Here is a 24,242-nt window from a genome sequence, read left to right on the forward strand (position 1 = left end):
CCATCAGGCTCGCCCGGCACGCTCGACGGCAGGCCGGATGGTCGACTTGCAGCATGACGCCGTGCGACCGGAGCCGGCGCGAGGCAAGGATGCAATGAGGACCCTGACCCGTGAGCTGTTACGGCAGGGTGCATGGATCGTGCTGGCCGTCGGGCTGGCGTCCGCGCTGCAGGCGTGGGCGGTTCGCGTCGTCGGCGAGCACGCGCCATTTGCGCCGCTGCCCTTTTATGCAGGCGTTGCGGCTGCCGCCTGGCTGACGTCGTTCGGCGGGGGGCTGGTCGCGGCCGCGTTGAGCGTGGCCGTGATCGGCACGCTGTGGTGGCGCGATGCGCCGCTGGCCGCGCTGCTCGTACAAGCCGGTGCGTTCGTCGCGATCAGCTTCGTCGAGTGCGTGCTCGTGATGGCCGTGAAGCCGCTGCTCGCGAACGATCGCCTGCGCGAACCCGATGACAGCGGCAACGCCGACGCCCGCGAGCCGCATCGCGAACCGGCGCCGGTCGCACCTGTGCCGGTACCCGACGACCGCCTGCTGCGCCGTGTGGTCGACGCTTCGCCCGACGCGATCGTCGGGGTCGATGCCGCACGCCGGATCACGAGCTGGAATCCGGCCGCGCGCCGGATCTTCGGCATCGACGCGGCGCAGGCCGCCGGGCGCGACGTCGCCGCGATGATCGCGCCGCGCTGGTTGCGCCGCCATCCGTTGCCCGCATCGTTCGCGAACCTGCACGCGCCGGTCGGTCCGCTCGACGTGCTGTGCGTGCGACGCGACGGGAGCCGTTTTCGGGCGACCTTCGCCGCCTCGCCGATGGTCGATGCGCAGGGCAACTGCACGGGCCTGTCGATGACGCTGCGCGACGCGCACGAACGACGCCGCGACGAGCGGCGCAACCTGCGCTCGCTGCGCGGCGCACGCGACGCACGCGCCCAGGCGGACACGTCGAACCGGCTGAAGGACGAACTGCTGGCCACGGTGTCGCACGAGCTGCGCACGCCGCTGAACGTGATCTACGGCTGGGTCGAGGTGCTGCGCAACATCGACGGCCAGGGGCTCGCGCAACAGGCCGTCGACGCGATCGATCGCAGCGCGCGGTCGCTGTCGCACATGGTGGCCGACCTGCTCGACGCGTCGTCGCTCGCGACCGGCCGGTTGCGCCTCGAGCGCGTGCCGGTCGATCTCGTGCGGATCGTGCGCGATGCCACGCGTGAACTCGACGCAACGGCACGGGCGAGCGGGCTCGAGCTGTCGACCCACTACGCGATGCCGACCTGCGTGATTCCGGCGGACCGCGAGCGCGTGCGCCAGCTCCTGTCGAACCTGTTGTCGAATGCGATCAAGTTCACGCCGCCGGGCGGGCGCATCGTCGTGGCGCTGGCCCGGGCAGGCGAGCGCGTGCGGCTGTCGGTCGCCGATACGGGGCAGGGCATTGCGCCGGAATACCTGCCGCACCTGTTCGAGACGTTCAGCCGGCCCGAACGCGCATTCGCGTCGCCGGAGCGCGGCCTCGGGCTCGGCCTGTCGATCGTGCGCCACATCGCGCAGCTGCACGGCGGCGATGTCGTGGCGACGAGCGCGGGCACGGGGCGCGGGACGACCGTCACGGTCACGCTGCCGGCTGGCTGGGACATCGACGATCCGGCCGACAACCTGCTGCACGCGGCGGCCACGCCGGAGCCGGTGACGCTCGACGGCCAGCGCGTGCTCGTCGTCGACGACGACGCGACATCGCGCGCGAGCCTCGCCGCGGCCCTCGAAACGATGGGCGCGCAGGTATCGACCGCGCAGTCGGGACACGACGCGCTCGACGCGGTGGAGCGGCAGGCGCCGAACGTCGTGCTGTCGGATCTCGCCATGCCGGACGGTGACGGCTTCTGGCTGCTCGACCGCATCCGTCATTTGCCGGGCAGCAGCGGGCATCTGCCCGTCGTCGCGGTCACGGCCCACGCCGGCAACGCCGACCGGCACCGCGTGATGGCGGCCGGGTTCGACGCGTATCTGCGCAAGCCGGTGGACATGCCGACGCTGGCGAGCGTGATCGCCGATGTCGCGCCGGACGCCGCGCACGATCGGAAAGGGCGCGGCCGCTAGCAGCCGGCGTGGCGGCTCGCCCGGTCATGACGAAGGGAGGCGGCGCGATGGGCGCAACGGCGCCCGCGCGGCCGGCCCGCTCCGTCGCGACACACGGAGGTCCGGATGAACACGAATCGAATTCATCGGCCGGCGGCGATCATGCTGGCCGCGAGCGTCGGCGCATCGATCGCCGTACTCGCTCATGCGCAGGCGTTACCCGCTTCGTCGGCCCAGGTCGCGCCGGGCGTCATCCGCCCCGGCACGACGCCCGACGAGGCCGGCATGACCCAGCGGCCGACCGGCATCGATGTCGAATTCATCGACAAGGCCGGCATGATCGGCAAGGTGGAGCGGCAGGCCAGCCAGCTCGCGCTCGATCGCTCGTCGAACCCCAACGTGAAGGCGTTCGCGCGCCGGATGGTCGACGATCACGAAGGGCTCGCAGCCGAATTGCGGGAGCTTGGCGCGACCAAGGGCGTACCGGTCCAGTCGCGGATGCTCGTCGATCCGGCCGTGACCGCGTTGCGAACCAAGGAAGGTCATGCGTTCGACACGGCCTATGTCGCGCTGGCGGGCCCGCGCGCGCATGAAGAAGCGATCCGGCTCTACGAAACAGAGGCGCGCAACGGCCGCGATCCGCAGCTTCGCGCGTTCGCGGCCAACGCGTTGCCGACGCTGAAGGCGCACCTGACCGCCGCCCGGCAACTCGCGCAGACGGTGGCGGCCGCACACTGAGCGCCGATCCGCGTTACCGCTTGCCGCCGTCAGGGCTTTCCGGCGCTTCGGGGCCGCCCGGCGACGCCTCGTACGGCGGCGAGTCGAGCGCCGTTTCGCCTTCCTCGATCAGCCAGTACGGCGAACTGCCGTAGTACGCATGCAGCGCCTCGGCCCACGCCGGATCGGCCATGGCGGGCCAGCGGTCCCTGTCGAAGCCGGGGGCTTCGCGCACGCGTTCGGTGGCGACGGGCAACACGAAGCAGCGGCGCTCGACGTCGAGCACGAGCACGTTCCACGGCACCGCGAGCAGCTTGTCGCCGCTCCCGGGCGGGCTGCCCGCCGACACGACCGCGTACGCGATCCGGCCGGAGCGCACGTCGAGCATGATGTCGGCGATCTGGCCGATGTCGTCGCCGTCCATCGTCAGCACGCGATCGCCTTCGAGCGTGCGGGCGGCCATCACGTCGGGCCCCGGCCCGCCGCCGGTCGTGCGGCGATTGCCGCCGACGATGCGCGTGTCGTCACGCGACGGTCTGTCCGTTGTCATCGAACACCTCCTGGTCGAAGCGGCACCCGGGCGGGCCACGCGGTATCAACGGGCGCCGGTCAACGCCGGCGCGGCAGCGACACGTCCTCGAGCGTATTGGCCAGCTCGTCGCGCTCGGGGCCGCCGGCGCGCGTCGCGATGTCGCCGAGCGACACGATGCCGACGAGCCGCCGGTTGCGGTCGAGCACCGGCATCCGATGCAACTGCACGTCGGCCATCCGCTGCTGGACGTCGCCGACACCGTCGTCCTCGACGCACCACTGCACGGGTTGGGACGCGACCGCCTGCACGGGCGTATCGGACGAATGGCCGTGCGACAGTCCGCGCACCGCGAGGTCGCGGTCGGTCACGATCGCGACGAGTTCGGCGCCGTCGCAAACGGGCAGCACGCCGATATCGAAGCGCCGCATCAGTTCGGCCGCGTGGCGAATCGTGTCGGTCGGCGCGACGCACACCACGTCGCGCGACATGATCTCGGTGACGCGATACATGAACGTCTCCTTCGTGAGCAAGACTATCGGGGAGCAGAAGGCGTGCCGCGCGCGGGCCGCACACGCCGGGCCTGGCCGGCGAGGCGACGGAGAAATTTGCCAGCCCGCTTGTACATCTTCCACGGCGACAGCCGCGAGCGGGCGGGGCAGGACCTCAGTGGCCGATGCCCGTCATCGCGACGATCGCGAGCACCACCGCGCTTTCGATCGCCGCCAGCGCGGCGACGCCGGCGGCGCCGCTGACTTCATGCCATCTGCGTTCAAGGCGTTTCATCAGATCAACTCCAGATTGCTCCGGCACGCGGCTGCGCCGCCGCGCAGCGCGGGCCGGTTGCCGCCGTCAGCCGTGATCGCGGGGCGGTGAAGGGACGTCCGGCGAGCGGCGTTCGTGCTTGCCGGATGGCTTGGCAGGATCGATACGGGTCGCGCCGCCCACGGCGGGCGGGTCGCTGGCCGGAAACGTCTCCTCGAGGCCCTCGTCGATGCGTTCCTCCGTCTTGTCTTTGGACGGCGGACGCGACGTGGCGAGCCAGAGCAGTCCGGCAGCCGGTGACACGGCGTCGTGGCGGCCGGGGGCGTGAACGGTCATGGTCGAACCTCCTTGGTCATGGATAGAGGCGCAAGCGCCATGCCTGCGCGGGCCGACGGCACGACGGTTGCGCGTTGGCGAAACCGCACGCTGCGCAGCCACGCGCGCCGTCGGCGTGGACGAGAGGACATCGTGATGAATGCATCCAGGGAAAGAATACGTTACGACGCGAACGTATGCGGCGGCGATTTCGCCCATGTGCGCGAGCGTTTCGACACATGGAAGCGCGAGTCGCGGGTCTATCGGCCCGAGCGGCGCATGTTCGACGGCAAGGACGAGGTTCGCGAACTGAACGACACCGTCTACGACGGCCCCGAGCGTGCGCAGCGGGCGCTCGTCGCGGAATGCACGCCGTCCGACCGGTTCGCGCTCGCGGCGCGGCTGACCGCGGAAGGCCGCACGATGTGGCTGGTGATGGCGGCCTACGACGACTGAGTGCGCGGCAGCGTCCAACCGGAGCGGGCAACCGGGCGCGCAGGAGCGGGCACGCCGCTTGCGCGCGATGCCGGCGCCATCGAGATGCGCGCGCCGTCGCGCAGGAGAGACATGAATACGCCATCCAGGCTGCACCGCCCCGAGCCGACGACGCCCGATGTCGACCCGGATCCGCCGCCGCCCGGGCACGACGATCCCGTCGATCCGCCCGTGCCAGACGGGCCGCCGCAGGGCGACCCGCCGTCGCAGCCGCCACCGATGCGGATGCCGGGAGGCGGTGCGTCACAACCGTCCGCGCGAACACTGAAAAAAGGAGGACCCTCATGGACATTCACGTGCAATCGCCAGACAAGCGCGCGATCGCTCAGGTGCTGGGCCGCTACTTCGAATCGCGCTCGTTGCGCTATCACATCGAGGAATTGCCGGGCGGCGTGCTGCAGATCGGCTTCCGCGCCAGCGGCCGCCCGGCTGCCGTCACCGTGTCGTTCGACGATGCCGCGTACGACGCCTATACGCACTGGGATGCGAGCCAGAAGCAGCTTGCGCTCGGTCGGCTCGCCGACGGCTTCTCGCGGATGATGTCGACGCGCAGCCCGGCCGCGCTGGCCGGTGACTATCACGTCGAGCGATTCTGATTCCATCCCGCTTCACCGGACTGTCCCGCGTACGGCAAAGTGCCCGCACGCAGCGGGCGCTTTGCGTCCGCGCGCGTGTCGCGTAGGATGTCCGTTAATTCAGCGCACGCTACGTTCGCGCCGCAGGCTGCCAGCCGCTGCAGCCGAAGAGGCGCAATGCGCTTCTTCACTTCGGGTTCGTTTCGCGCAACCGACGGGGACCTTGATGACTGTTGCTCGCCCTTTGCTGTCACCCGGCGCACGCCGGTTCGTTTCCGGGGTGTCGGCCTGCGCGGCGCTCGCCGCGGCCGGCGCCCGCGACGCGTCGGCCCAGACGCCTTCACCGCTCGGCGAGTGGCAATACTCGGCGGGCGTGCCGCTCCAGAAGCTGTTCGAGCCGAATGTCTCCACCTGGGATATCAGCATGGGCGCCGCGATGACACTGCAGCCGCGCTATGCGGGCTCCGATCGCTATCGCGTGATGGGCGGCCCGACGGTCGATATCCGCTATCGCGACCTGTTCTTCCTGTCGACCGGCGAAGGGCTCGGCGCGAACGTGCTGCGCGGGCCGAACTGGCGCGTGAGCCTGTCCGTCGGTTACGACCTCGGGCGCCGCTCGGCCGACGACATCCAGCACCTGAACGGCCTCGACAACATCAACGCGGCACCGGTGATGAAACTGGCGGCCGATTACGTGATCTCGAAGGAATTTCCGCTCGTGCTGCGCGCGGATATCCGGCGCAGCATCGGCGGCTCGAATGGGTGGGTCGGCGATTTCTCCGCATACATGCCGTTGCCGGGCAGCAACGAGCATTTCTTCTGGTTCGCGGGGCCGACCGTGTCGTTCGCCGATTCGCGCTACATGAACAGCTGGTTCGGCGTGAGCCAGGGCGCCGCCGCGCGTTCCGGGTTGCCGGCCTATTCGTCGGGGGCCGGGCTCAAGTCGGTCGGCGCGGGCGTGACGATGGCCTGGTTCGTGAACAAGCACTGGTTCGTGACGATCGACGGCGCGCTCGAGCAGCTCGTCGGCCGCGCCGCGCACAGCCCGATCACGCAGCAGAAGACCAACGGCGTGTTCGACATGTCGGTGAATTACCAGTTCTGAGCGGGGCCGGGAAGCCGATCGCCGACGGGGCGTGCGGCAGTTGCCGTCACATTTGATATGATTCCGACCTGTACAAATGTACAGTGATCGATCCCCGTGACGCCTGCATCGCCGACGCCCCCGGCGTTTTACTACCTGACCAATTTCGAACGCGCGCTGGCCTGGCTCGGCGCGCGTTACGCCGACCTGTTCGACGCACACGAGCACGCGTTCGTCCGCCAGTTCACGACGCTGCCGCAGGCGTCGCGCGCGCTGCTCGTGCGGATGCTGATGCGCAACGGGTCCGACTTCCGCGCCAGCAAGCTCGTCTACGACGAAATCGGCTGCGCGCTCGACGCGGTCGCGCCGCTCGTCACCCTCGGCTGGGTCGATCCGGCGCCTGCGCTGACGCTCGACGAACTGTTCGCGCTGTCGACCAAGGCCGATCTGCTGCGCATCTTTCCGGCACTCGCCGCGCATGCGGGCGAGCGCAAGCCCGACTGGCTCGAGCGGCTGCGGCCCGCGCACGACGTCGCGCAACCGCTCGACGCGTGGTGCGCGCAGGCCGGCGACCGCGTGCTGCGCGTGACGGTCGGCGCGCTGTGCGACCGGCTGCGCCTGATGTTCTTCGGCAATCTCCATCAGGACTGGAGCGAGTTCGTGCTCGCCGATCTCGGCGTGTTCCAGTATGAAAGCGTGCCGATCGCGCCGTCGTCGCGTGCGTTCCAGCAGCGCGGCGACGTCGATGCGTACCTCGCGCTGCAGATGTGTCGCGACGCGCTCGACGCGTGGCCCGACGATCTGCCGTTCGACGACCTGATGCGCGCCATCGACGCGGTTGGCTGCACCCAGCCGTGGCTTGCGACGCGTCGCGCGAAGCTGCTGTTCGCGCTCGGGCAGACGTGTGAGCGCCGGGCCGACTGGGACGGCGCGCTCGACGCGTATGCACGCAGCGCATGGCCCGGCAGCCGCCATCGGCGCATCCGCGTGCTCGAACGCTGCGGGCGTGACGACGAGGCGCTCGCGCTGGCGCTCGCCGCGCGCGGCGGCTTCGAGAGCGACGAGGAGCGCCAGCGTGTCGAGCGCATGCTGCCGCGCCTGCAGCGCCGGCTCGGCCAGCGCGTCGAACGTGCTGCCGCGGTCGCAGACGTGCCGCGCGAGACGCTCCTGATCGCGCGCCCCGATGCGTTCGTCAGTGTCGAATTCGCGGTGCGCGACCATCTTGCGCAGCCGGCTTCGCCGGTCCATTACGTCGAAAACACGCTGATCAATTCGCTGTTCGGGCTGCTGTGCTGGGAGCCCGTGTTCGCCGCGGTGCCCGGCGCGTTCTTCCACCCGTTCCAGCGCGGCCCGGCCGATCTGCACGCACCCGATTTCGTCGCGCGTCGTGCGGAAGCGTTCGCCGCGTGCTTTGCGCAGCTCGATTCGGGCGCCTATCGCGACACGATCCGCCGGCATTTCGCGACGAAGGCCGGGCTGCAATCGCCGTTCGTGTTCTGGGGCGTGCTGACGGACGCGTTGCTCGACGAGGCGCTCGCATGCCTGCCGCCCGAGCACTTGCGGCTGTGGTTCACGCGCCTGCTCGCGGATATCCGCAGCAACCGCTCGGGGTTGCCCGATCTCGTCCGCTTCTGGCCCGGCGAGCGCCGCTACGAGCTGATCGAGGTGAAAGGCCCCGGCGACCGCCTGCAGGACAACCAGACGCGCTGGCTCGCGTACTGCGTCGCGCACGGCATCCCGGTGCGCGTGATCGATGTCGAGTGGGCCGGCGAGGGCGTCGCGCACGCCGAAGCGGCGGGACTGTCCGCATGAGCTACGTCGTCGCGGTGCGGGCGATGTGCGAGTTCACCGCGCGACGCGGCGACCTCGACCTGCGCTTCACGCCCGCACCGACCGCGCTCGAAGGCATCGCCGGCCACGGCGCGGTCACGTCGAACCGCGGCGCCCGCTACGAAACCGAGATCGCGCTGACGGGCACCTGGGGCACGCTCACCGTGCGCGGCCGCGCGGACGGCTACGACCCGGTGGCGAACCGTCTCGAGGAGATCAAGACTTATCGCGGCAGCCTCGATGCGATGCCCGACAACCACCGCGCGCTGCACTGGGCGCAGGCGAAGGTCTACGCGCACCTGATGTGCGACGCGCGCAGCCTCCCGGAAATCGACGTCGCGCTCGTCTATTTCGACATCGTGTCCGAGCGCGAGACGGTGCTGACGCAAACGCTGGGCGCGGCCGAGCTTGCGACGTTCTTTGCCGAGCAGTGCGCGTGCTTCGTCGGCTGGGCCGAGCGCGAGACGGCCCATCGGGCGGCGCGCGATGCGGCGCTGCGCGCGCTGGCGTTTCCGCACGAGCAGTTCCGCAGCGGCCAGCGCGAGCTGGCGGTGGCCGTCTATCGCGCCGCACGCGACGAGCGGTGCCTGATGGCGCAGGCGCCGACCGGCATCGGCAAGACGCTCGGCACCGTGTTTCCGCTGCTGAAGGCCTGCGGCGAGGGCGAGCTCGATCATGTGTACTTCCTGACCGCGAAAACGCCCGGCCGCGCGCTCGCGCTCGAAGCGGCGACGACGCTCGGCGCCGGCACGCCCGTGCTGCCGCTGCGCGTGCTGGAACTCGTCGCGCGCGACAAGGCGTGCGAGCATCCGGACAGCGCATGCCACGGCGAATCGTGTCCGCTCGCGAAAGGCTTCTACGACCGGCTGCCGGCCGCGCGCGATGCGGCGATCGAGGCCGGGCTGCTCGACCGCGAGACCGTGCGCGCAGCGGCGCTCGCGCACGACGTGTGCCCGTACTACCTGTCGCAGGAGCTCGCGCGCTGGTCCGACATGGTGATCGGCGACTACAACTACTACTACGACGGCAGCGCAATGCTGCACACGCTCGCGCAGCAGAACCAGTGGCGCGTCGGCGTGCTCGTCGACGAAGCGCACAACCTGCTCGATCGCGCGAGGAAGATGTACAGCGCATCGCTCGATCCGTTCGCGTTCGCGGCGGCCCGCGAGATTGCGCCCGCGGCGCTGCGCAAGGCGTTCGACCGGCTCGCCCGCGCCTGGGGCTCGGTCAGCCGCGCGCAGGCCGAGCGCTATGCCGCGTATCCGGAGATCCCGGGCCCGATCGTGTCGGCCGTGCAGAACCTCGTTGCAGCAATCGGCGAACACCTGGCCGACGCGCCGCGCGCGAACGGCGATGCACTGCTGCGGTTTCATTTCGAGGCGATCCAGTTCGGCGTGCTGGCCGAAGCGTTCGACAGCGCGTCGATCTTCGACGCGACGCTGCACGGCGAACCGATGCCGCGCCAGCCGGCGCTGGACGGCGTGGCGTCGGCCGGCCGCCGGCGCCGCGTCCAGTCGACGCTGTGCGTGCGCAACGTGATTCCAGCCGGCTTTCTTGCGCCGCGCTACGAAGCCGCGTGCGCGACCGTGCTGTTCTCGGGCACGCTGAGCCCGTTTCATTTCTATCGCGACACGCTCGGGTTGCCCGGCGACACGGGCTGGCTCGACGTCGACGGGCCGTTCCGCGCCGAGCAACTGACGGTGCGCGTCGCGAGCCACGTGTCGACGCGCTGGCGCGACCGCGATCGTTCGCTCGAACCGATCGCCGACCTGATCGCCGCGCAATACGCGACACGGCCCGGCAACTATCTCGGCTTCCTGAGCAGCTTCGACTACCTGGGGCGCGTGGTCGCGCTGATGCAGACGCGGCATCCGGACGTGCCCGTCTGGGCGCAGGCGCCCGGCATGGCGGAAAGCGAGCGCGACGCCTTTCTCGCCCGCTTCGACGCTGGCGGTCGTGGCGTCGGCTTCGCGGTGCTGGGCGGGGCATTCTCGGAAGGTGTGGACCTGGTCGGCGAGCGCCTGATCGGCGCGTTCATCGCGACGCTCGGGTTGCCGCAGGTCAACGACGTCAACGAGCAGATGCGGCGTGCGATGGACGCGCGCTTCGGCAACGGCTACGACTACATGTACCTGTACCCGGGCTTGCAGAAGGTCGTGCAGGCGGCCGGGCGCGTGATCCGCACCGAGCACGACGAAGGCGTCGTGCACCTGATCGACGACCGTTACCGGCGGCGCGAAGTGCGCGACCTGCTGCCGCGGTGGTGGCGGATCGGGTGAGACGGACGAAGCGCTGCCGGCAGACTGCCGATTCCGGCAGGTGAGCGCCATCCGTCGCGTAGCGAGATCGGGCGGCCGCGGACGCGGCCTCGGTGAGTGCTGCCGCTACAGCACATTCAGCATCGCGAGCGCGGTTTCCTGCAGATGCGGCAGGACGCGCCGCACGGCCGCGTCGGTCGTCTCCGCGCCGATCGGCATGTTGGTGCTCAGCGCGGCGACCACTTCACCGTGACGGTTCTTCAGCGGCACCGCGATGCCGCGCACGCCGACCTGCAATTGCTGTTCGATCGCCGCGAAACCGGCGTCGCGTGCCTGGTCGACCTGTTCGAGCAGGCGCGCCTTGTTGGTGATCGTGTGCGGCGTGAACGGCGGCAGTTCGGTGTCGTCGAGCCACGCGCGCACGGCTTCGCGATCCGGATGATGGGCGAGCAGCACGACGCCGGGCGACGTCAGCGGCGCCGGCACGCGCGCGCCGAGCACGAAGCCGGTCGTCATCACGCGCGACACGCCGTTGCGCGCGATGAACACGAGCTCCCAGTCGTCGAGCACGCTCACGTACGCCGACTCGTTCAGCGATGCGCTCAATTGCTGCAGATAGGGCTGGACCGTGCGCGGCAGGCGGGCCGAATCGAAGTACGACCAGCCGACCCGCAGCACGCGCGGCGTGAGACCGTACAGCTTGCCGTCGGTGTACACGTAGCCGAGTGATTCGAGCGTCAGCAGGTAGCGCCGCGCGGCCGTGCGCGTGAGGCCGGTGCGCGCGGCGGCCTGGGTGGGCGTCATGCGCGCATGCTGGCTGTCGAACGCCTCGAGGATCGCCAGGCCTTTTTCGAGGCCGGCAATCCAGTCGCGTCGGTCGAGTTCGGGCTTTTTCATCGTCGTGAGCAGGCGTCGGAATGCGCGGTCATCGCGCGTGAATGGGCGATTATCGCGCACCTTTTTAGGTGGATGGCGTGCGGAGGACGGGATCCCCCATTTGGCCAGCTTTGCCGACGGGAGACTGGGATATACAATTGAAGACGTATATCCAAGGAGGTCCATATGCAGGTTGCAAAGTGGGGCAATAGTCTGGCCGTCCGCCTTCCGGCCAGTGTGGTCGACGCTCTGGAGCTTCGCGAAGGTGACGACATCGAAATCGTGGTCGATAGCCCTCGCGTTTTCGCCGTGAGTCGCAAGCCCAGGCCCGAAGAGCTTCTGCAGCGGTTGCGGCGTTTCCGTGGCAAGTTGCCCGCCGATTTCAAGTTCAGCCGGGATGATGCGAATGAGCGGGACTGATGCGACGCACTCGTTCGTCGACAGCAACGTCGTGCTTTACCTGTTGTCCGAGGACGATACCAAGGCGAACCTGGCCGAGTCGCTCCTGCTTCGGCGGCCGACCATCAGTGTCCAGGTATTGAACGAGGTAGCCAGTGTCTGCAGTCGCAAATTGCGGATGCCGTGGATCGACGTGGGGCAGTTTCTGGAGCCGATCAGGGGTTTGTGCCGTGTCGTGCCGATCTCGGTCGATACACACGACCTGGGGCGAAAGCTGGCGGAGCGGCACGGCTTGTCGTTTTACGACGCGTGTATCGTTGCAAGCGCTTCGATCGAGGGCTGTGAATACCTCTACACCGAGGACATGCACGACGGCTTGTGTGTGGAGGGCGGGCCGGTGCTGAAAAATCCGTTCGCGTGAGTACCGACGGTTTCAGTTGCCCGCCCCGCGCGTCTGTCAGCGCAGGCGAACATGACATCGGGCCAAACCCGGCATCGACTTGAACTGGACATGAAAATCCGACAATCCCTGTTTATCGCGTACGCCGCGTTCGCGCCGTTACTTGCCGCTGCCAACTCCTCGGCTGACACGTCATTGCCGCGTCCGGCCGCCGACATCCGCGCGTGGCCGCGCATGACGTCACCGAAATTCGGCTGCTACGTCGAAACGGCCTTTGGCTACCGTGACAAGCGCTTCAATTGCGCGCTGAAGCAGTACCGGAACACCGGCGACGCGTGCAAGAACACGAAGGCCTACTACGAGGGCCCGGCGTTCCCCGACCGGCTCGCGGCCAGCGTGCATCCGCTCGCGACGAAGGTGGATCTCGACTGGGAGCAAGGCAGGCTGCAGATGGTCACCGTCACGCTGAAGGGGACGTGGAACGAAGCGGACGTGCGCAAGGCGTTCGGGCTGCCGCGCGCGGAAGGGAGCAAGCTGACCGAAGCGGAGCTGCGCTCGGAGCCGGGCAACCTGATGGACACGAGTGTCCAGTATCCGTCGTCTCCGCTCGATGAAGGCCTGGCGAAACGCCCGAGCAACCCCGCGCGCGGCACGACGGCCGTGATGCTCTACGGGTTCGACCACATGGGCGGCGGCGATGTCGATTGCGGGGGAGGCGAGTAACGCGGGAGGGCGCGGCCGGCGCAGGCGCCGGCCGGGTGGGGAGGATGGTACGGTTGTTCGCCGGGCGTGCGCCGTACCGTCAGTGCTTTATTCGCTGCTCGTCCATTCGACGTTCGCGCCGACCGAGCGCAGGTTCTCGACGAAGTGCGGGTGAGCACGGCGGATCGGCAGCGCGTTCATGATTTCCGAGCGGCCTTCGATACTCGCGGCCACCATCAGCAGCGCGATCGCGACGCGGATGATGTACGGGCTCTCGACGCGCGCCGGCGTCAGCTGCAGCCCGCCGAACGTGATCAGCCGGTGCGGATCGGACAGCAGCACGTGCGCGCCGAACTTCGACAGTTCGCCGGACCAGCCGAGCGCGCCGTCGTACACCTTGTTCCAGAACATCGCGCTGCCTTCCGCACGCACGCCGAGTGCGATGAAGATCGGCAGCAGGTCGACCGGCAGGTACGGCCACGGCGCGGCTTCGACCTTGGTGAGGATGTTCTGCGTGAACGGCCGGCGCACGCGCAGCGGGCCGTCGCGTTCCGCGCGCGACCAGCCGTCGCGGTGCGTGACGGTCACGCCGAACTTCGCGAACGTGCGGTCGATCAGCGGGAAATGTTCGGGCGACGAGTTGCGCACCGTGATGTCGCCGCCGGTGATCGCGCCGAGCGCGAGGAACGTCGCGATCTCGTGGAAATCCTCCGCGAAGCGGAACTCGCCGCCGCCGAGCTTGCGGCCGCCCGTCACGCACAGCCGCGACGTACCGATGCCCTCGATCGCGACGCCGATCATCGCGAGGAACTGGCAGAACTCCTGCACGTGCGGCTCGGACGCGGCGTTCATCAGCGTCGACGTGCCGTTGGCGGCTGTCGCGCAGAGCGCGAAGTTCTCGGTGGTCGTGACCGACGCGTAGTCGAGCCAGTGGTCGTTGGCCGTCAACGGGCCGTCGGTACGGACGATCAGCGAATCGGGCGTGCGCTCGATGTGCGCGCCGAAGCGCTCGAATACCTCGACGTGCGGATCGATCTCGCGCACGCCGAGCGTACAGCCCTTCACGTCGTTCTCGAGGCGCGCGACGCCGAAGCGCGCGAGCAGCGGCGGGATCAGCATGATCGACGAGCGCATCGCTTCCGGCAGCCGGTGAACGGCCGGATCGAATTTCGTGTTGCGATGGTGGAGTTCGAGCAGGCCCGTCGTGAAGTCGACCGACACGTCGCTGCCGAGCGTGCGGAAGATGTCGAGGATCTTGCGCACGTCGGTGATGTCCGGCACGCCGATGAGGCGCAGCGGCTGATCGGTCAACAGGGTGGCGCACAGAATCGGCAGGACGGCGTTCTTGTTCGCGGACGGCTTGATGTCCCCGCGCAGCGGAGTGCCGCCGTGGACGATGAGATTCGACATGATATGGGGGCGTATCGGTGACTGACGTAGGCCCATATGATGCCATTGGTCGGCACGCGGCGTGGCATGTTCAGCGGGGAAAAGGGCGAATCGACGCGTGTAACTGACAGTGTTTGACGTCGTGCGCTCGAACGCGAGGCAGTGGCGCCATTGCAGGTCATCGTCGAGCCACGCGGGATGGCCGGCCGCGCATCGGGCCGGCCATCCGGTCAGCGTGTTACTGCGCCGCCCGCATCCGCGCGGCGACCACCAGCGAGATCAGGCAGCCCACCGCGAGATAACCGGCGACGAGGTGCCACGAGCCGCCGGCCACGCTGACGAGGCCGACCGCGATGAACGGCGTGAACCCGCCGCCGACCACGCTCGCGAACTGGTAGCCGACGCCCGCGCCGCTATAGCGGTACTCGGCGCCGAACAGCTCGGTGAACAGCGGCTGCTGGACGCTCACGACCATGTCGTGCGCGGCGTTAGCGAGCAGGATCGAGAAGATCACGATCCATGCGAGCGACCGCGCTTCCAGCGCGACGAAGAACGGCACCGCGGACGCGAGGCCGATCAGCGCGCCGATCAGGTAGATGCGGCGCAGGCCGTAGCGGTCGGCCAGCCACGCGAAGCACGGGATCGTCACGCAGCTCACCGCGCCCACCAGCAGGCCGATGTTCAGGAACAGGTCGCGCGACATGCCGAGGTTCGTCGTCGAATAGCTGAGCGCGAACGCGGTGACGATATACATCGTGAACAGTTCGGCCAGGCGCAGCGCGATGATCAGCAGGAATGCCTTCGGATGACGCGTGAGCGCTTCCAGCACCGGCAGGCGCAACTTGCGGTTGCCGTGTTCGACCTTCTCGACGAACTCCTGCGATTCGTCCATGTTCTTGCGTACCCACAGCCCGATCAGCACGAGCACGATGCTGAACACGAACGGCAGGCGCCAGCCCCACGACTTGAACGCGGCCTCGCCGAGCGTGTGGCTCAGGATCGACACGATGCCCGTGGCCAGCACGAGGCCGACGCCGTAACCGACCTGCACGCCGCTGCTGTAGAACGCCTTCTTCTGCTTCGGCGCGCTCTCGACGGCCATCAGCGCCGCGCCGCCCCATTCGCCGCCGACCGCGAAACCCTGGATCGCGCGCATCAGCACCAGCAGCACGGGCGCCCACCAGCCGATCGTCGAGAACGCCGGCAGCAGGCCGATCGCGACCGTCGACAGCCCCATCAGCATCACGGTCAGCACCAGCATCCGCTTGCGGCCGAGCCGGTCGCCGTAGTGGCCGAACACGACGCCGCCGAGCGGCCGGAACAGGAAGCCGACGCCGAAGGTCGCGAACGCCGCGAGCGTGCCCATCGTCGGGCTGACTTTCGGGAAGAACTCGGAATTGAATACCAGCGCGGCGACGATCCCGTACAGCAGGAAGTCGTACCAGTCGACGACGGCGCCCACGAAGCTGCCGATCGCGGCCTTGCGGGCCTGGCTGCGTATGCGGGCGCCGGCTGCGGCGTCGAGGGTGTCGAAGGTTGGGGTCATGGCGATGTCTCCTGGCACGGCGCATCGTGGAATCGTGGCGGCGCCGCGTCCGATGCTGCATTGAAGTCGATGAGTGAACGGAGAATAGGGCGCGCGCCGCACGGCGGCAATTGGCCAATCGGATAGAGTGCGCGATTAGCGTTCAAGTCCGTGCGATTATCGAACGCTTTTCGGGTTTGCACTAGGCGGCGTGACGATATCCCGTTTGGCCAGGGTGTGCCGCCGTGAACGAACTGGTTAAAATTGGCGCATTGAAAACTCGCCTGTTCGGAGCGGACGCGCGGTCGCCACCCTGGCCGCGCCTTCCGCACGCAACGAGCGCCATCCCCATCGACGCATGCCCCCGGAGACTGGAATGCCCGGCAATTCCCACCCCCTGTCCTGCGATACGCCGCCCGCTGCCGATCCGGCTGCCAATCCGCTCGGGATGGCCGGCCTCGAGTTCGTCGAGTTCGCGGCGCCGGTGCCGGAAGCGCTCGCGCAGCGCTTCGAGCAGCTCGGCTTCAAGGCGATCGCACGCCACGTCAGCAAGAACGTCACGCTCTACCGGCAAGGGCAGATGCACTTCCTGATCAACGCCGAGCCCGACTCGTTCGCCGCGCGCTACGCGGAGGAATACGGGATGGGCGTCTGCGCGATCGGGCTGCGCGTGGCCAGCGCCCGGCGCGCGTTCGAGCGGGCGATCGAACTCGGCGCGTGGGCGTTCGAGGGCGAGAAGGTCGGCGTCGGCGAGCTGAAGATTCCGGCGATCCAGGGCATCGGCGATTCGCACCTCTATTTCGTCGACCGCTGGCGCGGGCGTGACGGCCAGCGCGGCGGCGTCGGCGATATTTCCATCTTCGACATCGATTTCCGGCCGATCGACATCGCAACCGCGCATACCGACCTCGACTGCGTGGGTGTCGGGCTGCAGCAAGTCGATCATTTCACGCAGACCGTCGGCGCAGGGCGCATGCAGGAGTGGCTGGATTTCTACCACGACCTGCTGCATTTTCGCGAGATCCACGAAATCGACGCGCACTGGCATGTGTCCGAGGAATCGCGTGTGATGGTGTCGCCGTGCGGCGCGGTGCGGATTCCGGTCTATGAGGAAGGCACGCGGCGCACCGAGCTGATGCATGCGTACCTGCCCGACCACCCCGGTGAGGGCGTGCAGCACGTCGCGCTGGCCACCGACGACATCCTGTCCTGCGTCGATGCGCTGCGGGCGAACGGCGTCGAATTCGTCGAGCCGCCGGCCCGCTATTACGACGACGTCGACGCACGGCTGCCGGGGCACGGCGTCGACCTCGATGCGCTGCGCCGCCGCGCGGTGCTGGTCGACGGGGAGATCGGCAGCGACGGCGTGCCGCGCCTGTTCTTCCAGACCTTCGTCAAGCGCCGGCCCGGCGAGATCTTCTTCGAAATCGTGCAGCGCAAGGGGCACCACGGGTTCGGCGAAGGGAATCTCGCGGCACTCGCCCGCGCACGCGACGCCGGCTGAGCGGCCGCGGCGCCCGCATCAGGCATCAGGCATCAGGCGTCGGGCATCAGGCGTCGGGCATCACGCGTTACACGTCAAACCTCAGATGCCTGCGGCCGGCACGCGGTTCGGCGTGGGGTCGTTCGGCTCGCGCAGCACGCACGCGGTGCCGCCCGGCGTGTACATCGACACGACACAACGGTTGCACGACGTGCAGCCCGACTGCGCGAGCCGGCCGTCGCGCAGCCCGTTGACGAAATCCGGTTCGAACACGAGCGCACGTGCGAGCGCCACCGCGTCGAACCCTTCGCGCATCGCCCGCTCGACGTTCCCGCGTGAACGCACGCCGCCGAGGTAAGCGAGCGGCATCCTGACGGCCGCGCGCACCTTCCTCGAGTGCTCGAGGAAATACATCTCCCGAAACTCACCCATCTTTGGCTCGGTGAGCTTCTGCAGCGCCATTGCCGCGCGCACGATCGCGTTGTCGGCATTCGCGCGCGCGTCGCCCGGCAACGGGCTGCCGAACAGCTGCCACACCGATTCGACGTTCATCCCGCCGCTGAGCACGAGCAGGTGCGCGCCTTCGGCTTCGAGCCGCCGCGCGACTTCGCAAGCGTCGTCGGCCGTGCCACCGCCGCGCACGCCTTCGGTCACGCCGATCTTGCAGACGACGGCGAGGTCGCGGCCCACCGCATCGAGCACGCGGCGCAGCACCTCGGCCGGGAACGCGGCACACCGCGCCGCGTCGCCGCCATACGCATCGCGGCGGCGGTTGTACAGCGGCGACAGGAACTGGCTGAGCAGATAGCCGTGCCCCATGTGGATCTCGACTGCGTCGAAGCCGGCGTCGCGCGCATGGCGTGCGGCCTGCGCGAATTCGTCGGCGATGATCGACATCTGGTCACGCGTCATCGCCTGCTTCAGGAAGCGGCCGCTCATCACGCCGACCTTGTTGAAGCCGCCCGACGCGCTCAATGGCCGCTTGGTCGACAGCGACGGCAGGAACGTGAAGCAGCCGCCGTGCGTGATCTGCGCGGATGCGGCGGCGCCGTGGCGATGGACGGCGTCGGTCAGCGCGCGGAACTGGCGGACCGTCGGCGCGTCGAGCCGCGCCTGGTCGACGAACGTGCGGCCGTCGTCGCTGATCGCGCAGTACGCGACGGTCGTCAGCGCGGCGCCGCCTTCGGAGATGCGTTCGTGAAAGCGGACGAGCGCGCGCGACGGCACGCCGTTCGGCGTCATGCCCTCGTTGGTGGCGGACTTGATCAGGCGGTTGCGCAGCGTCAGCGGGCCGATCTGCAGAGGGCTGAACGCGGGAGACAGTTCGGTGGGTTCCATGTCGGGAAGACGTCGGGAATGGGTTCGACGGTCATTGTGCGCAACCCGCACCGGCGCGCATCGTCCAGGTGGATGGCCCCGATCCGGCCGAATGAAGCATGAGACGGCAGGCCGGGGGTTCGGACTTTGGCGACGCTGCCGGTTTGCAGAATGGCATCGATCAATGGCATCGTGACGAAGCGGCATGCCGCACACACGACAGGAACATCCGGAGAACCGAATGAGCAGCCAGTCACAGCCGAAGCAGAAACAAAAGCAGAAGCGCATGCCGAAACCCGCCGGGCGCCAGGCGATCCTCACCGAACAGCGCCGCCGGAAGATGGCGCGTTCACCCCACGCGTACGTGCGCGGCAATACGGCGCGTTTCTACGAATGGCTCGTCGAAACCAACGGCAGCGCGCTGCCGCACGGGCCGTCGATCTGGATCTGCGGCGACTGCCATACCGGCAATCTCGGCCCGGTCGCGAACAGCGAAGGGAAGGTCGACGTGCAGATCCGGGATCTCGACCAGACGGTCATCGGCAATCCCGTTCACGACCTGATCCGCCTCGGGCTTTCGCTGGCGACGGCCGCGCGCGGGTCCGCACTGGCGGGCCTGACGATCGTGCACATGATGGAGGCGATGACGGCGGGTTATACGTCGGCATTCGGCAGCCGCCACGCGAAGCTGCCCGAACGCCCCGAACCCGTGCACCTCGTGATGAAGCAGGCCATGCGCCGCTCGTGGCGGCAACTCGCGGTCGAACGGATCGAAGGGCTCGCGCCGACGATTCCGCTTGGCCGTCGCTTCTGGCCGCTGAGTGCGAAGGAATCCCGTGCGATCGGCAAGCTGTTTGGCGACGAGGCGATCGCGTCACTCGCGACGAGCCTCAAGGGCCGCAAGGACGGGGGCAAGGTCGACGTGCTCGACGCGGCGTACTGGGTGAAGGGCTGCAGTTCGCTGGGACGGCTGCGCTACGCGGTGCTGCTCGACATCGACGGCGACGTGAGCGACGGCGACGACCTGTGTCTGATGGACATCAAGGAGGGCGTGACGGCCGCTGCACCGCGCGACGAAACGGCCGCGATGCCGCGCGACAACGCCGAGCGCGTCGTGGAAGGCGCACGGCATCTGTCGCCGGCCCTCGGCGAGCGGATGCGGGCTGCCCGCCTGCTCGATCGCGCGGTCGTGATCCGCGAACTGCTGCCGCAGGACCTGAAGCTCGACATCGATCTGCTCGCCGAGGACGATGCGCGTGACGTCGCGCGCTATCTCGGTGCGGTGGTCGGCGTGGCCCACGCGCGCCAGATGGACAAGCCGACACGCGCGGCGTGGCGCACCGAACTCGGCCGCAACCGCGCGAAGACGATCGATGCCCCGATGTGGCTGTGGAACAGCATCGTCCAGCTCGTGAGCAGCCATGAAGCGGGGTATCTGGAGCATTGCCGGCGCTTCGCCGCCGGCGCGTAGCGTATCGCCGCGGGCGACGGCCGAGGCTACCCGGCCGCGCCCAGCTTGCGGGCCTGCCGTCGCATGCCCTCGAAGATCGCATCCGCCACGTCCGCCGGAAACGCCGCCGGGATCTGCGCTGCAGCCTCGGTGATCGCGGGTTCCGTGCGCGCGACGACGGCTGCCATCGCGGCGTGCACGTCGTCTTCGGTCAGGCCGACACGCCGGCCTTGCGCAATCCAGTGGCGCGGCTGGATCTCTTCGCCCTATGCGCGCCGAGCCGTGCTCAGCACCTTGAAACGCTGATCGATGCCGGCTCCGACGGGGGCGCACGATTGCTGCGTGACGCCGGTCGGTCAGCAGGCGTTGTCAAAATACAAACCAAAGACTGTATCCGCCAAAAACAAGCGATAGCCTGTCAGGCGTAAAGCCGACCTGCCATCCCGAGTCAACCATCACGCCGCCCGCAGCGGATTCGCCTGCACGCTCCGTGCGCTTTCCGGATCGTCGTCGCCGAGCGGAATGAACGCCATGATTTCCAGGTCGTGCCCCGACAGCGCCGGCAGCCGGAACGGACTCGACAGCACGTTCAGCCGCCGCACGCCGAGCTCGCGCAGGATCTGCGAGCCGATCCCCGTCACGCGTCCGTCGCGGCGCGCATGGCCGGTCGGCACCCGCGTCGCGTCGCCACGCATGTCGCAGTCGAGCAGCACCGCCACCCCGCAGCCGGCCGCGTCGATCCGTTGCAGCGCGGCGTGCAGCGGCCACGAGTGCGCGGACGGCTCCGCATCGAGCAGGTCGAGCAGCGAATGGCATTCGTGCACGCGCGTCAGCACCGGCGTCGACGGATCGGGCTCGCCGCGCACGAGCGCGAGATGCGGCGCGCCGTGCACCGTATCGCGATACTCGATCGCGCGGAATCGTCCCCAAGGCGTATGCAGCGGCCGCTCGCCGATGCGTTCGACGAGCGATTCGTGTTCGCGCCGGTAATGGATCAGGTCGGCGATCGTACCGATCTTCAGCCCGTGATGCGCGGCGAACGCCTTCAGCTCGGGCAGCCGCGCCGTCGTGCCGTCGTCGTTCATCACCTCGCAGATCACCGACGCGGGCGTGAGCCCCGCGAGCGCCGCGAGATCGCAGCCGGCCTCGGTGTGTCCCGCACGCACGAGCACGCCGCCGGGGCGCGCGGCGATCGGGAACACGTGGCCGGGCTGCACGAGGTCGTCCGGGCGGGCGCCGGCCCGCACCGCCGCACGGATCGTGTGGGCCCGATCGGCCGCCGAAATGCCGGTCGTCACGCCTTCGGCCGCCTCGATGCTGACGGTGAACGCGGTGCCGAACGGCGTGCCGTTGCGATCGGCCATCGGCGGCAGCTTCAGCTGCTCGCAGCGCTCGGCGGTCAGCGTGAGGCAGATCAGCCCGCGCCCGAAGCGCGCCATGAAATTGATCGCGTCGGGCGTGACGTGATCGGCCGCGATCACGAGATCGCCTTCGTTCTCGCGATCCTCTTCGTCGACGAGCAGGACCATCCGGCCCGCGCGCAGTTCGTCGACGATCTCCAGCGTGCCGGCGAGCGTCATCGTGCCTCCGTCACATCGAACGCGCGGCGCAGCGCATCGGCGCCGAAGGTCAGCGCGCGGTCGGCTGCATCGATCGCGCCGAGCATGCTCGCGAAACCGTGAAGCTGGCCCGGCCAGCGCACGAGCGTCACCGGGGTGCCGGCCTGCGCGAGACGCAGCGCATAGGCTTCGGCCTCGTCGCGCAACGGATCGAATTCGGCGCTGATGATCGTCGCCGGCGCCACGCCTGCGACGTCCGGCGCGGCGAGCGGGCTCGCGAGCGGCGACGCGCGATCGGCGCCGTCGTCGAAATAGTGGTGCTTGAACCAGCGCATCGCGTCCGCCGTCAGGAAATAGCCGTTGCCGAGCGTTTCGTACGACGGATGCTCGGTCGCGCAATCGATGACCGGATACAGCAGCAACTGGTGCGCGATCGCGATGCCCGAGCCGCGCAACTGCAGCACGGCGACGGCCGCGAGATTGCCGCCGGCGCTGTCGCCGGCCACGGCGATCGCGCCGGCGCGCGCGCCGAGATCGCGCGCACTGGCGGCGGCCCAGCGCACCGCGTCGCATGCGTCGTGCGCGGCCGCCGGGAAGCGCGCCTCGGGCGCAAGACGGTAGTCGACCGACAGCACGAGCGTGCGCGCCCGGGTTGCAAGGCTGCGGCACAGGTTCGCATGTGTATCGATTCCGCACGACACGAAGCCGCCGCCGTGGAAGAACACGGTCAGCGGCAACGGCCCATCGGCGGCGGGTCGATACAGCCGTGCGGACAACTGACGGCCCGACAGCGGAATCCGCCAGTCCTCTTCGGCGGCGACGGCATCGCCCGGGGCAAACGCGCCGCCGGCGGCAAGGCTCGCGCGGTACGCGGGAACGGTCAACTGCGCGAAATCGATCGCGGGTGCCTGGGCAAACGCGGCGAGCAGCGCCTGCGCCTGTGGGTCGAGCGGCATGGGGACTCCTGTCTGAATCGGATGCGTTTTGAATCAGGTAAACCCGTGTCGCGGTTTTCCCTGAGTCCGCGCCGGACGCTTGCCGGCACGGCCTGACGGGCATTCCAGCGCAGCGGGCAGGGCGCCACATCATCCGATCGGACGATGGTTCGTTCGCCCGGATAGCCAATTCTCACCATTCAGTGAATCTCCCGATGACGCCGGAATTTAGACGCGTCTTAATCATGGCGGCGCGGTTGGGTCGCGCCGGAAACATGCCGTATGGAGGATGGAGCGTGCTGATGGAGACGAGATGGGCTCCGCAAGAGAGCCAGGCAACCAGTGACGAGGCCGACATCGGCGTCGCGGATTTCAGCGAACTGATGGCGCGCATCTACCAGGGGCCGCTGGAGACGCCGCCGTGGGCCGGTGCGCTCGAACTGGTCCGGCGCTGGCTGCAGGCGAACTACGTGACGCTGATCCTGCGCGCCGCCGCGAGCGACCGCCGCGCGCCGCTGTCCGTGCACGCGTCGGAATTCGGCCCGGTGGTGCCGGGCGACGGCGAGGCGTCGTACAACAACTACTACTATTCGCTCGACCCGTTCGTCGGCCTGCCGGCCGATCGCGTGGTCACGGTCGACGACGTGTTCGGCGACACCGGCTGGCTGTCGAGCGAGTTGTACAAGCAGTTCCTGAAGCCGCAGGACGTGCGCTATATCCTCGGCGCCGACCTGCGCACGGCGTCGGGCGTCGAGTGCCGCTTCCGCGTGTGCCGCAACCATGCGTCGAAGCAGTTTTCCGCGCGCGACAAGGCGATCTGCGCGCTGCTGCTGCCGCACCTGAAACGCGCGGTGGAATTGCATTCGCGGCTCGACACGGCCGAGGTCGAACGCTCGATCTATGCGAATGCGATCAACCGGATGCAGATCGGCACGATCACGCTCGACGAGAACGGCACGATCATCGACCTGAACAGCGTGGCCGACGAGATCCTCAAGCAGAACAACGGTCTGACGATTGCGCGCGGCACGATCGAGGCGACCGATGCGCAGGAGAACCGCACGCTGAAACGGCTGATCCGCCATGCGGTGATGGGGCACCACGGCACGGCCGTGGCGACCGTCGAGGCGATGCCGATCACGCGCAGCTTCGACAAGCCGCGCCTCGGGCTGCTGGTGCGCACGGTGCTGCTGTCCGACTGGTCGGAGGACAACAAGCGGCGGCCGGCCGTCACGCTGTTCCTGCGCGACCCCGACCGCAAGCCGCAGGGCGCGCAGGAGATCATCCGCAAGCTGTTCGACCTGACGCCCGCCGAGACGTCGCTCGCGCTGCTGCTGACGAACGGGCTGACGCTCGAGGAAGCCGCGGAGGAATCGGGGATCAGCAAGAACACGGCGCGCACCCATCTGCGCGCGATCTTCTCGAAGACGGGTGTCACGCGCCAGGCGACGCTCGTGCGGATTCTGCTCGGGAGTGTCGTGCCGCTCGGGTAAGCGAAGCTGGGCCGATCCATCGGAACCGGCCGCATTCGTCTGGCGATACATCGACAGGGAGCGACGTGTCGCGTATAGCAC

22 protein-coding genes and 1 pseudogene are annotated in these 24,242 nt (G+C 68.8%); 13 read left to right on the top strand and 10 right to left on the bottom strand.

Translation table 11 applies throughout. From position 1 onward, the window contains the following. Positions 1–94 precede the first annotated feature (94 nt). Together LGM89_RS28375 and LGM89_RS28380 are read left to right on the top strand one after the other, a co-directional pair. On the top strand, positions 95–2,086 hold the full coding sequence (locus LGM89_RS28375; protein ID WP_089496992.1) for an ATP-binding protein: 1,992 nt from the start codon (positions 95–97) through the stop codon (positions 2,084–2,086). A 105-nt stretch (positions 2,087–2,191) separates the two neighbouring features. After that, a complete protein-coding gene (locus LGM89_RS28380; protein ID WP_413227484.1) occupies positions 2,192–2,803 on the top strand; it encodes a DUF4142 domain-containing protein in 612 nt (203 codons plus the stop codon). Between the two features lie 13 nt (positions 2,804–2,816). Here LGM89_RS28380 and LGM89_RS28385 read toward each other — a convergent pair whose 3' ends face one another. From LGM89_RS28385 to LGM89_RS28395, 3 genes are all read right to left on the bottom strand, one after another. Beyond that, entirely contained in the window at positions 2,817–3,332 is a 516-nt protein-coding gene (locus LGM89_RS28385; protein WP_226274673.1) for a PRC-barrel domain-containing protein, read from the bottom strand. 59 nt (positions 3,333–3,391) lie between these two features. After that, positions 3,392–3,823 carry a CBS domain-containing protein gene (locus LGM89_RS28390; protein ID WP_089442497.1) on the bottom strand — a complete coding sequence of 144 codons (432 nt, stop codon included), beginning with the start codon at positions 3,821–3,823 and terminating at the stop codon, positions 3,392–3,394. Between the two features lie 340 nt (positions 3,824–4,163). Further along, a complete protein-coding gene (locus tag LGM89_RS28395; protein ID WP_089427509.1) occupies positions 4,164–4,412 on the bottom strand; it encodes a hypothetical protein in 249 nt (82 codons plus the stop codon). Between the two features lie 135 nt (positions 4,413–4,547). Here LGM89_RS28395 and LGM89_RS28400 point away from each other — a divergent pair, with 135 nt between their 5' ends. From LGM89_RS28400 to LGM89_RS28420, 5 genes are all read left to right on the top strand, one after another. Next, on the top strand, positions 4,548–4,847 hold the full coding sequence (locus tag LGM89_RS28400; protein ID WP_226274674.1) for a hypothetical protein: 300 nt from the start codon (positions 4,548–4,550) through the stop codon (positions 4,845–4,847). Positions 4,848–5,170: 323 nt separating this feature from the next. Then, complete coding sequence (locus tag LGM89_RS28405; protein ID WP_226203386.1) at positions 5,171–5,482, top strand: hypothetical protein; 312 nt, start codon at positions 5,171–5,173, stop codon at positions 5,480–5,482. Positions 5,483–5,687: 205 nt separating this feature from the next. Continuing rightward, positions 5,688–6,566 carry a MipA/OmpV family protein gene (locus tag LGM89_RS28410; protein ID WP_089496989.1) on the top strand — a complete coding sequence of 293 codons (879 nt, stop codon included), beginning with the start codon at positions 5,688–5,690 and terminating at the stop codon, positions 6,564–6,566. A gap of 96 nt (positions 6,567–6,662) precedes the next feature. After that, positions 6,663–8,357 (top strand): VRR-NUC domain-containing protein, encoded by a 1,695-nt coding sequence (locus tag LGM89_RS28415; protein ID WP_089496988.1) that lies wholly within the window; start codon positions 6,663–6,665, stop codon positions 8,355–8,357. After that, on the top strand, positions 8,354–10,654 hold the full coding sequence (locus tag LGM89_RS28420; RefSeq protein ID WP_226274675.1) for an ATP-dependent DNA helicase: 2,301 nt from the start codon (positions 8,354–8,356) through the stop codon (positions 10,652–10,654). The genes LGM89_RS28415 and LGM89_RS28420 overlap by 4 nt, the downstream gene beginning before the upstream one ends. A gap of 105 nt (positions 10,655–10,759) precedes the next feature. Here the strand turns inward: LGM89_RS28420 and LGM89_RS28425 are convergent, their stop codons facing one another. Next, the gene (locus tag LGM89_RS28425) at positions 10,760–11,530 is read right to left on the bottom strand and encodes an IclR family transcriptional regulator C-terminal domain-containing protein (protein ID WP_089458184.1); all 771 of its coding nucleotides are present in this window, start codon (positions 11,528–11,530) and stop codon (positions 10,760–10,762) included. A gap of 165 nt (positions 11,531–11,695) precedes the next feature. Between LGM89_RS28425 and LGM89_RS28430 the strand changes: the two genes are divergently transcribed. From LGM89_RS28430 to LGM89_RS28440, 3 genes are all read left to right on the top strand, one after another. After that, positions 11,696–11,929 carry an AbrB/MazE/SpoVT family DNA-binding domain-containing protein gene (locus LGM89_RS28430; RefSeq protein WP_089462651.1) on the top strand — a complete coding sequence of 78 codons (234 nt, stop codon included), beginning with the start codon at positions 11,696–11,698 and terminating at the stop codon, positions 11,927–11,929. Then, positions 11,910–12,329, top strand: coding sequence for a PIN domain-containing protein (locus LGM89_RS28435; RefSeq protein ID WP_413227486.1), 420 nt, complete (start codon positions 11,910–11,912; stop codon positions 12,327–12,329). Before LGM89_RS28430 ends, LGM89_RS28435 begins: the two co-directional genes overlap by 20 nt. Positions 12,330–12,542: 213 nt before the next feature. Next, the gene (locus LGM89_RS28440) at positions 12,543–13,031 is read left to right on the top strand and encodes a hypothetical protein (RefSeq protein WP_226274677.1); all 489 of its coding nucleotides are present in this window, start codon (positions 12,543–12,545) and stop codon (positions 13,029–13,031) included. A gap of 87 nt (positions 13,032–13,118) precedes the next feature. Here the strand turns inward: LGM89_RS28440 and LGM89_RS28445 are convergent, their stop codons facing one another. Beyond that, the gene (locus tag LGM89_RS28445) at positions 13,119–14,420 is read right to left on the bottom strand and encodes a UDP-N-acetylglucosamine 1-carboxyvinyltransferase (protein WP_089496984.1); all 1,302 of its coding nucleotides are present in this window, start codon (positions 14,418–14,420) and stop codon (positions 13,119–13,121) included. 217 nt (positions 14,421–14,637) lie between these two features. After that, positions 14,638–15,945 (bottom strand): shikimate transporter, encoded by a 1,308-nt coding sequence (gene shiA, locus LGM89_RS28450; protein ID WP_089496983.1) that lies wholly within the window; start codon positions 15,943–15,945, stop codon positions 14,638–14,640. A 355-nt stretch (positions 15,946–16,300) separates the two neighbouring features. Between shiA and LGM89_RS28455 the strand changes: the two genes are divergently transcribed. After that, on the top strand, positions 16,301–17,428 hold the full coding sequence (locus LGM89_RS28455) for a 4-hydroxyphenylpyruvate dioxygenase family protein (protein WP_226274678.1): 1,128 nt from the start codon (positions 16,301–16,303) through the stop codon (positions 17,426–17,428). 81 nt (positions 17,429–17,509) lie between these two features. Here the strand turns inward: LGM89_RS28455 and LGM89_RS28460 are convergent, their stop codons facing one another. Further along, on the bottom strand, positions 17,510–18,745 hold the full coding sequence (locus LGM89_RS28460) for an NADH:flavin oxidoreductase (RefSeq protein ID WP_226274679.1): 1,236 nt from the start codon (positions 18,743–18,745) through the stop codon (positions 17,510–17,512). Positions 18,746–18,965: 220 nt separating this feature from the next. Here LGM89_RS28460 and LGM89_RS28465 point away from each other — a divergent pair, with 220 nt between their 5' ends. Further along, positions 18,966–20,195, top strand: coding sequence for a DUF2252 family protein (locus LGM89_RS28465; RefSeq protein WP_089496979.1), 1,230 nt, complete (start codon positions 18,966–18,968; stop codon positions 20,193–20,195). A 26-nt stretch (positions 20,196–20,221) separates the two neighbouring features. Here the strand turns inward: LGM89_RS28465 and LGM89_RS28470 are convergent. From LGM89_RS28470 to LGM89_RS28480, 3 genes and pseudogenes are all read right to left on the bottom strand, one after another. Beyond that, a pseudogene (locus LGM89_RS28470) lies at positions 20,222–20,434 on the bottom strand (type II toxin-antitoxin system HipA family toxin); the annotation flags it as partial. A gap of 195 nt (positions 20,435–20,629) precedes the next feature. Further along, a complete protein-coding gene (gene ribBA, locus LGM89_RS28475) occupies positions 20,630–21,754 on the bottom strand; it encodes a bifunctional 3,4-dihydroxy-2-butanone-4-phosphate synthase/GTP cyclohydrolase II (RefSeq protein WP_226274680.1) in 1,125 nt (374 codons plus the stop codon). Further along, complete coding sequence (locus LGM89_RS28480) at positions 21,751–22,689, bottom strand: alpha/beta hydrolase (protein WP_226274681.1); 939 nt, start codon at positions 22,687–22,689, stop codon at positions 21,751–21,753. The genes ribBA and LGM89_RS28480 overlap by 4 nt, the downstream gene beginning before the upstream one ends. 281 nt (positions 22,690–22,970) lie before the next feature. Between LGM89_RS28480 and LGM89_RS28485 the strand changes: the two genes are divergently transcribed. Then, entirely contained in the window at positions 22,971–24,161 is a 1,191-nt protein-coding gene (locus tag LGM89_RS28485) for a helix-turn-helix transcriptional regulator (RefSeq protein WP_226274682.1), read from the top strand. The last annotated feature ends 81 nt before the right edge of the window (positions 24,162–24,242 follow it).

This window comes from Burkholderia sp. AU31624, from assembly GCF_020420065.1.
GTDB lineage: Bacteria > Pseudomonadota > Gammaproteobacteria > Burkholderiales > Burkholderiaceae > Burkholderia.